The organism is Mycobacterium sp. 852002-51613_SCH5001154, from assembly GCF_001667425.1.
GTDB lineage: Bacteria > Actinomycetota > Actinomycetes > Mycobacteriales > Mycobacteriaceae > Mycobacterium.
On the sequence record NZ_LZII01000003.1, the window covers coordinates 1 to 1,434 of the forward strand.

Below are 1,434 nucleotides of genomic sequence, written 5' to 3' on the forward strand. Positions count from 1 at the left end.
AATCCCTTGTGTCACTTTGGCTTCAGAGGTCACAATGTGGTCTTTTTTGTCGGTGGGTGTTCGTAGGGTTTGAGGGGTGGGTGTCAGTAGTCGTGAGGAGATCGTCGAGGTTTTCGACGCGCTCGACGACGACGTGGATCGGTTGTGCGGGTTGTCTTTTGACGTGCTCACCACCCCGGAGCGGCTGCGCGCCTTGGAGCGGGTGGAACGGGTGTATCGCCGGCTGCGCGCCCCGCAGCACGCGTTGATCAACCAGCTCGGCGCCCAAGCCAGTGCCGAGGAGTTGGGCGGTTCGCTGCGGGTGGGGCTGGCCGACCGGCTGCGTATCACCAAGTGCGAGGCCGCCCGGCGTATCGCCGAAGCCGCCGACCTCGGGGAACGCCGGGGGTTGACCGGCCAGCCGTTGGTGCCGCAGCTGAGCGCGACCGCGGCCGGTCAACGCGAGGGGCTCATCGGTGACGGGCACGTGAAGGTGATCCGTGGCTTTTTTGCCCAGCTGCCCGCCGCGGTGGACGTGTTGACCCGGCAGGCCGCCGAGGCCGACCTGGCCAAGCAGGCCCGCGGGTATCGGCCCGACGAGTTGGCCAAATACGCCGGACGGGTGATGGATTGGCTGCACCCCGACGGGGATTTCAGCGACGCCGAGCGGGCCCGCAAACGCGGGATCACCCTGGGCACCCAGGAATGCGACGGGATGTCGCGCATCGGCGGGCTGGTGACCCCGGAGTTGCGGGCCGCGATCGAGGCCATGTTGGCCAAGCTGGCCGCCCCCGGGGCGTGCAACCCCGAGGACCAGACTCCGGTGATCGATGCGACACCCGATGAGGACGCGGTGCGCCGCGACACCCGCAGCCCGGCTCAACGCAACCACGACGCCTTGCTGGCCGGGCTGCGCGCCCTGCTGGCCTGCGGGGAACTGGGCCGGCACAACGGGCTGCCGGTGTCGATCGTGGTGACCACCACGTTGCAGGACTTGGAGGCCGCCGCCGGCAAGGCCCTGACCGCCGGCGGCACGCTGGTGCCCATGTCGGATGTGATCCGCTGGGCCGGCCACGCCCACCACTACCTGGCGGTCTTCGACAACGGCCGATCGCTGGCGCTGCATCACACCAAACGGTTCGCCTCCCCCGCACAGCGAATCATGTTGTACGCCAAGGATCGCGGGTGCACCAAACCAGGATGTGATGCCCCCGCCTACCACAGCCAGGTCCACCACATCACCGGCTGGCAAACCACCCGCCGCACCGACATCGACGACCTCACCCTGGCCTGCGGCCCCGACAACCGGCTCGCCGAAAAAGGCTGGACCACCCGCACCAACGCCCGCGGCGAAACCGAATGGCTACCACCACCACACCTCGACCACGGACAACCCCGCACCAACACCTACCACCACCCCGAAAGAATCCTCCGCGACGGTGACGACGACGAACC

At 68.2% G+C, this 1,434-nt stretch carries 1 protein-coding gene; it reads left to right on the forward strand.

Annotated elements, in window-relative coordinates:
- Nucleotides 1–76 precede the first annotated feature (76 nt).
- A partial coding sequence (locus A5750_RS00315) for an HNH endonuclease signature motif containing protein (RefSeq protein WP_067260521.1) occupies nucleotides 77–1,434 on the forward strand: 1,358 nt, incomplete at its 3' end.